This is a genomic window from Dietzia cercidiphylli (genome assembly GCF_014145145.1).
Lineage (GTDB): Bacteria > Actinomycetota > Actinomycetes > Mycobacteriales > Mycobacteriaceae > Dietzia > Dietzia natronolimnaea.
Map to the genome: position 1 here is coordinate 1 of NZ_JAALEA010000475.1, position 6,165 is coordinate 6,165.

Genomic DNA, 6,165 nt, shown 5'->3' on the forward strand with positions numbered 1-6,165 from the left:
CGCCACGGCCTCCGCCGGCGACCCGGCCCCCGCCGGCGACCCGGCCTCCACCGGCGATCCCTCCCGCTCCGCGGGGCACGGGGTCACCGACATCGAGCGGCTGGCCGCCTCCCACGACTCAGCCGACTTCTCCACCAGCGTCTCGGTGGTCACCGGCACGGGCCACCCGCTCGAAGAGGTCCCGCCGATCGTCGGTCTGTCCCTGTACCGCACCGCGCAGGAGGCACTGGCCAACGTCCGGCGACACTCCACCGCCGACCGCGCGGGAGTGGTCCTGCGCACCGGCGAGAACCCGGGCGGGAACCCGTACGCGGAGGTCGAGATCACCGACGCCGGACGCCCCCGGGCGGGGACCTCGGGGAGCGGACTGGGACTGCTGGGCATGCGCGAACGGGTGCGCTCCCACGGCGGCGAGTGCGAGATCGGCCCCCGGGTGACCGGCGGCTACCGGGTGCGGGTGCGTCTGCCCTACCGCCCCGACGTGGACGCCGACCGGGAATGAGCGACACCGGGGCGGGACCCGACTCCGCGGTGGGCGAGGACTCCACCGCGGTCCTGCGGATCCTCGTGGTGGACGACCAGGCGCTCATGCGCTCCGGATTCTCGATGATGCTCGGCGTGGAACCGGACCTCGAGGTGATCGGCGACGCCGCCGACGGCGCGGAGGCGGTCGAGATGTGCCGGCGGCTACGCCCCGACGTGGTGTTGATGGACGTGCAGATGCCCGGCACCGACGGCATCGAGGCGACGCGGCTCATCACCGCAGAGGCCCTGTCCAAGGTCCTGATCCTCACCACCTTCGACCGGGACGACTACCTGTTCGACGCGCTGCGGGCCGGGGCGAGCGGATTCCTGCTCAAGAACTCCGACCCGGAGGACCTGGTCGACGGGGTCCGGGCCGTGGGCCACGGTCACGCGCTGCTCGCGCCCGAGGTCACGCGTCGGGTCATCGAGAGGCTGACCACTCCTGTCCCGTCGGATGGCCGCGCCCCGTCCCCCGCCGGCGCAGGATCTCGTCCGCCCTCCCTGGACCTGCTCACGGCCCGGGAGACCGAGGTCCTGCGTCTGGTCGCGCGGGGGCTGTCCAACGCGGAGATCGCGCAGAAGCTGGTCGTGGGCGAGGCCACGGTCAAGACCCACGTGTCGGCGTGCCTGTCCAAACTCCACCTCCGCGACCGCGTCCAGGCGGTCGTCCTGGCCTACGAGGCCGGTCTCGTCCAGCCCGGCGAGTGACCGCGACGCCCCCGGCGGCCGTCCGCCGACCGTCTCCCCCCTGAGGGGGAGTCCCGCCCGACCGACCCCGGAGATGTCATCCTCCCGGCTGATCCGCCGGGCCACCCGTCGGCCATAGCGTGGACCCGGTACAGGACACCAGGGAGGACACCATGCTGGAACTCGACGGGCTCACCCGACGCTTCGGGGAGACCCTCGCCGTGGACGATGTCGGATTCGAGGTCCCGCGAGGGGCGATGACCGGCTTCGTCGGCGGCAACGGCGCCGGGAAGACCACCACCATGCGGATGATCATGGGCGTGCTGCAGCCCTCCGCCGGCACGGTCACATGGCGTGGCCGGGAGGTGACCGTCGCGGATCGTCGCACCTTCGGGTACATGCCCGAGGAACGCGGGCTGTATCCCAAGCAGCCGATCCTCGACCAACTCGTCTACCTCGGCAGACTCCAGGGGCGCAGTCCGGAGGGGGCACGACGCTCGGCGACCGAGCTGCTCGGGCGGTTCGGGCTCGGCGACCGCACGGCGGACAAGCTCGAATCGCTGTCACTGGGCAATCAGCAGCGCGTCCAGATCGTCGCGGCGGTCATCGGCGGACCGGAACTGCTCGTCCTCGACGAACCCTTCTCGGGTCTCGACCCGGTCGCCGTCGACTCGATGGTCGACCTGCTGCGCGAGTACACCAGCCAGGGTGTGCCCGTGCTGTTCTCCTCGCATCAGCTCGACCTGGTGGAACGGCTCTGCGACCACCTCGTCGTCCTGGCGCGCGGGCGGGTCGTCGCCCGCGGGACGGTGGACGACCTCCGCCGACGGGGGCGCGTCCTGCACCGCCTCGTCGTCGGCACCGACGCCGGGTGGGTCCGGGGGCTGCCGGGGGTCCACGTCGTCGACGTCGACGGCCCCACCGCCCTGATGGACTTCGACCGCCCCGAGGTGACCGATCTGGTCCTCCGTGAGGCGATGGCGCGCGGCAGCGTCCGCGAACTCGCCGAAGTCGTCCCGACCCTGTCCGAGATCTACCGCGAGGTGACGTCATGACCACCACGACCCCAACCCGGCCGCCGGCGACCGATTCCGCGTGGCGCATCGTCGCCGGTCGCGAGATCATGGTCAAGCTCCGCGACCGCAACTTCATCATCTCCACCCTCACCACGATCGCGATCTTCGTCGTCGCCTTCGGCCTGTCGTTCCTCCTCGGCGGGCGCGACGGCGAGAAGACCGTGGCCGTCGCCTCGAACGACGCCGCGGCCATCGTGCAGGCCGCCGGTGCCGGGTCCGCCGCGAACGGCGGAGGCGCCGACGAGGGTGCCGGGTCCGACTCGCAGCCGGTGGCCGGTTCCACGATCGAGCTGTCCGTCGTCGAGGTCGCCGACCCCGACGCCGCCGAACGTGCGGTGCGGGAGGGAGACGCCGACGCCGCTCTGCTCGGTGACCCGGGCGCGTGGACGCTCGTCGGGTCGGACGGGGTCGACTCCGACATCGCCGCCGCGGTGGGTTCCGTGGTCGCGGCCGACGCTCTCGAGCGCAATGCCGCCACCGCGGACGTCTCCGTCGAGGAGCTCACCGCCGGTTCCGTCGTGCAGGAGCGCCTGCTCGATCCTGACGGGGCGGCCAACGAGGGCGTCCAGCTGATCGCCGGGTTCGTCTTCGTCTTCCTGTTCTACATGGCGGCGATCCTCTTCGGGTACGCCATCGCCAACAGCGTCGTCGAGGAGAAGCAGTCGCGGATCGTCGAGATCCTCGCCGCCGCCATCCCGTTGCGCCAACTCCTCGTCGGGAAGGTCGTCGGCGCCACGGTGCTCGCGTTGGGCCAGATGGCGATCTTCGTGGCCATCGGACTGATCGGCCTGACGTTCACCGAGTACTCCGCGCTCCTGCCCTCGGTGGCCGGCGCTGCGGGCTGGTACCTGGTGCTCTTCGTCATCGGTTTCGTCGCACTGGCGTGCCTGTTCGCCGTGGCCGGCGCCTTGGCCACGCGGGCGGAGGATGTCCAGTCCACCTCGTCCCCCCTGCTCACGCTGATCATGATCGCGTCCTTCGCGGGACTGTTCCTCCAGGGCACCTGGCAGGTGATCGGCTCGTACGTGCCGATCATGTCCACGGTGACGATGCCGATCCGCCTGGTCGAGGGCACGGCCGAGTGGTGGGAGCCGGTCATCGCGGCGGTGATCACCCTGGTCGTCGCGGGGGCCGTGATGGTGGTCGCGGAACGGGTCTACCGACGGTCGATCATGCAGACGGGCGGCAAGCTCACCTACCGTCAGGCGCTCTCGCTGACCGAGTGAGCGGAGTGGATCACCCGCGGGTCCGGTGACGCGGACAGGACGAGAGAGTCGGAGCCAGAGCGGCGGGGTGTCGGGGCGTCAGCCCCCGGCCCCCGCCATCTCGCTGTCGACCAGTCGGTAGCCCTGTCCTCGCACGGTCTCGATCGCCCGTGCACCGAAGGGGGTGTCGATCTTGCGACGCAGGTAGCCCACGTAGACCTCGACGATGTTGTCGTCCCCGTCGTACGCGGCATCCCAGACCGCCCGCAGGATCTGGGGCTTGGAGACCACCTGGTTCCGGTTCCTGATCAGGTACTCCAGCACGGCGTACTCCCGCGCCGTCACCGGGATCCGCTCCGGGCCCCGCCGCACCTCCCGCGCGGCGGGATCGACCTCGAGGTCCCCGGCGACGAACGAGACGGGACGCTCGGGCGCTCCGCGCCGGACCAAGGCCCTGAGCCTGGCTTCGAGGACGACGAACGAGAACGGCTTGACCAGGTAGTCGTCGGCGCCCAAGTCGAACGCGTCCGCCTCGTCGTACTCCCCGTCCTTGGCGGTGAGCATGAGCACGGGGGTCCAGATCTCGCGGCGGCGCATCTCGCGCACCACCTCGTAGCCGCTGCGACGCGGCATCATGATGTCCAGGACCACCACGTCGAAGTCCCCGTCGGCGGCCATCTCGAGACCGATCTCCCCGTCGGGGGCCGTTTCCACGGCCCATCCACCGGCGACGAGCCCTCTGCGCACGCTCTCGAGCAGCGCCGGTTCGTCGTCGACCACGAGTACCCGCATACAGTGCCCCTCCGCCGTGTCTCGTTCGACCGCGTGGCCCGCGACGCCTACTCGGCGCCCGGGTCGATCTCCTGGTCCATCTGTTCCGCGGGGACCAGCGAGTCGGCGTGATGCCGGACCACCCTGGCCGGCACCCCGGCGACGGTCGTGTGCGGCGGAACCTGGTGGAGCACCACTGAACCCGCGGCCACCCGCGAGCAGTCGCCCACGTGCACGTTGCCCAACACGATGGATCCGGCGGACAGCAGCACCCCCGAGCCGATCTTGGGGTGGCGGTCGCCGTCCTCGTTCCCCGTCCCACCGAGGGTGACGCCCTGCAGGATCGAGACGCCGTCCCCGATCACGCAGGTCTCGCCCACCACGATGCCGGTGGCGTGGTCCACCAGGATCCCGGAGCCCACGCGCGCGGCCGGGTGGATGTCCATCGCGAAGACCTCGGACACCCGACTCTGGAGGAACGAGGCCGCCATCACCCGTCCCGAGTTCCACATCTCGTGCGCGACGCGATGGATCTGGAGCCCCAGAAAGCCCTTGGCGAACAGGTAGGGAACCAGGTAGTTGGGATAGGCCGGGTTACGCTCGAAGCTCACCACGAGGTCGGCCGCGACCGCCTCCAGGACGTGCGGCTGCTCGACCAGGATCGCCCGGATCTCCTTCTCCAGGACGTGCCGGCCGATCTCGGGGGTCGCGATGCGGGAGGCGGCGAGCCTCGCGAGGGATTCTCCCAGGTCGTCGCATCCGTCGACGAGATCCAGGACCAGACCGGCGATGAGGGGTTCGTCGCGACTCTGCGTGGCGTCCACGGACAGTCGGTCCCAGACCGCGCGGACGGAGGAGTCGGCCTCCGTCTGCGGGACGCAGGGGTTCTCGATGCTCAGCTCGATGGTCACCCGGTACAGGGTAGGCCCGTTCTGCTTTCCGGGTCGAGTCACCTCGGTATCGGGTGCGGGGGCAGCGGGTGCGGGGGGATCGGGTGCGGGGGCGCAGCACTCGACGAGGTCGCGCCGGCCCGGGCAGGATGGGGCCATGATGCTCATCAACGTGAGATTCGACGTCAAGCCCGAGTTCGCGGACTCATGGCTCGAGATCACCCGCGACTTCACCGAGGCCACCAGGGCGGAGCCCGGCAACCTGTGGTTCGACTGGTACCGCTCGTCCGACGCGGAGACCACGTTCCTGCTCTGCGAGGCGTTCCGCGACGGGGACGCGCCAGCCGAGCACGTCGGGTCGGCCCACTTCAGGGAGTTCACCGGCTCCGCCGCGCAGTACCTCCAGCGCACCCCGCGGATCATCAACACCACGGTCGACGGCGAGGAGTGGGGAACGATGGGCGAGATCACCGTCGACTAGCCCGACCGGGCCTCGACCCGCCGGTCACCGGCCGCGACCGCCGTTCACCGGCCGCGCCCCGCCGCCCCCGGCGTACGAGGCGACCCGACTCAGCCCACGCTGCCCAGCGCGGCGCCCACGAGCGCGGCCGGGTCGGTCGGCCACCACTGGCCGTAGTCGAGCGCGTAGACGCGGTTGAGGTCGGAGACCACACCGCCCACCGTCACCTGCTGGCGGATCGGGAGCTGGTGGATGGTGGCGCTCGGGTTGAGACGCCCACCGGAGCCCCAGTCGTGCTGCCAGAAGTACTGACCCAGACCCCGCTGACGGCACCAGTCGATGGTCGGCGCGTTGGCGTACACGCCCAGCTTCATCCCCGCGCCGTGCAGGTGGTGGCGGAAGCGCTCGAGGTACGGGGCGATCAGGTTGTCGAACTCCCAGCGGGTGGGGTTGTCGTCGATCGCGGCGTACAACGGGACCCCGCGGGGACCGCCGGCGGCGAAGTGGATGCCGATACCGATCCTGGAGTGGTGGTCGCCACCCGCCGCGCC

The 6,165-nt window shown here is 71.0% G+C and carries 8 protein-coding genes; 5 read left to right on the plus strand and 3 right to left on the minus strand.

Annotated features, from left to right (window positions below; genetic code table 11):
• From G6028_RS15800 to G6028_RS15815, 4 genes are all read left to right on the plus strand, one after another.
• A partial coding sequence (locus G6028_RS15800) for a sensor histidine kinase (protein ID WP_338404255.1) occupies window positions 1-502 on the plus strand: 502 nt, incomplete at its 5' end.
• On the plus strand, window positions 499-1,233 hold the full coding sequence (locus G6028_RS15805) for a response regulator (protein ID WP_182659441.1): 735 nt from the start codon (window positions 499-501) through the stop codon (window positions 1,231-1,233). The genes G6028_RS15800 and G6028_RS15805, both read left to right, overlap by 4 nt.
• Before the next feature lie 152 nt (window positions 1,234-1,385).
• Window positions 1,386-2,267: an ABC transporter ATP-binding protein gene (locus tag G6028_RS15810; protein WP_182659442.1), complete on the plus strand. Its 882-nt coding sequence runs from the start codon at window positions 1,386-1,388 to the stop codon at window positions 2,265-2,267.
• The gene (locus G6028_RS15815) at window positions 2,264-3,514 is read left to right on the plus strand and encodes an ABC transporter permease (RefSeq protein ID WP_182653865.1); all 1,251 of its coding nucleotides are present in this window, start codon (window positions 2,264-2,266) and stop codon (window positions 3,512-3,514) included. Before G6028_RS15810 ends, G6028_RS15815 begins: the two co-directional genes overlap by 4 nt.
• Window positions 3,515-3,592: 78 nt before the next feature.
• On the opposite strand, the gene G6028_RS15820 is transcribed toward G6028_RS15815, so the two are convergent.
• Together G6028_RS15820 and G6028_RS15825 are read right to left on the minus strand one after the other, a co-directional pair.
• Window positions 3,593-4,285, minus strand: a complete 693-nt coding sequence (locus tag G6028_RS15820) for a response regulator transcription factor (RefSeq protein WP_182659443.1) — start codon at window positions 4,283-4,285, stop codon at window positions 3,593-3,595.
• Between the two features lie 47 nt (window positions 4,286-4,332).
• The gene (locus tag G6028_RS15825) at window positions 4,333-5,175 is read right to left on the minus strand and encodes a serine acetyltransferase domain-containing protein (protein WP_182659444.1); all 843 of its coding nucleotides are present in this window, start codon (window positions 5,173-5,175) and stop codon (window positions 4,333-4,335) included.
• A gap of 136 nt (window positions 5,176-5,311) precedes the next feature.
• On the opposite strand from G6028_RS15825, the gene G6028_RS15830 reads away from it, so the two are divergent.
• Window positions 5,312-5,635, plus strand: coding sequence for a putative quinol monooxygenase (locus G6028_RS15830; protein WP_179523706.1), 324 nt, complete (start codon window positions 5,312-5,314; stop codon window positions 5,633-5,635).
• Between the two features lie 89 nt (window positions 5,636-5,724).
• Here G6028_RS15830 and G6028_RS15835 read toward each other — a convergent pair.
• The coding region (locus G6028_RS15835) for a DUF1906 domain-containing protein (protein WP_182659445.1) at window positions 5,725-6,165 on the minus strand (441 nt) is incomplete at its 5' end.

Excerpts from the sequence above, each read along its gene's own strand:
- G6028_RS15805 (WP_182659441.1), top strand. The coding sequence starts at position 499 with ATGAGCGACACCGGGGCGGGACCCGACTCCGCGGTGGGCGAGGACTCC.
- G6028_RS15810 (WP_182659442.1), top strand. The coding sequence starts at position 1,386 with ATGCTGGAACTCGACGGGCTCACCCGACGCTTCGGGGAGACCCTCGCC.
- G6028_RS15815 (WP_182653865.1), top strand. The coding sequence starts at position 2,264 with ATGACCACCACGACCCCAACCCGGCCGCCGGCGACCGATTCCGCGTGG.
- G6028_RS15820 (WP_182659443.1), bottom strand. The coding sequence starts at position 4,285 with ATGCGGGTACTCGTGGTCGACGACGAACCGGCGCTGCTCGAGAGCGTG.
- G6028_RS15830 (WP_179523706.1), top strand. The coding sequence starts at position 5,312 with ATGATGCTCATCAACGTGAGATTCGACGTCAAGCCCGAGTTCGCGGAC.